Annotated in this window: 1 rRNA gene; it reads left to right on the forward strand. The window is 45.7% G+C overall.

Going from position 1 to position 300, the window contains the following annotated elements:
- Nucleotides 1-76, forward strand: a 16S ribosomal RNA gene (locus tag J5M56_RS25945); the annotation flags it as partial.
- Between the last annotated feature and the right edge of the window lie 224 nt (nt 77-300).

Here is a 300-nt window from a genome sequence, read left to right on the forward strand (position 1 = left end):
CACGGTGTGATTCATGACTGGGGTGAAGTCGTAACAAGGTAGCCGTAGGGGAACCTGCGGCTGGATCACCTCCTTAATCGACGACATCAGCCTGCTGATGAGCTCCCACACGAATTGCTTGATTCATGGTTGAAGACGTTGCACCTGATCGAATTCAGAAATGAACATTCGCGTCGAATGTTGATTTCTGGCTTTTGTCAGATCGTTCTTTAAAAATTCGGATATGTGATAGATATAGACTGATAGCCAGTTTCACTGCTGGGTATCAGGCTAAGGTAAAATTTGTGAGTTCTGCGCGTA

Origin of the sequence: Pseudomonas sp. 51_B (assembly GCF_017491595.1) — a bacterium.
Taxonomy (GTDB): domain Bacteria; phylum Pseudomonadota; class Gammaproteobacteria; order Pseudomonadales; family Pseudomonadaceae; genus Aquipseudomonas; species Aquipseudomonas promysalinigenes.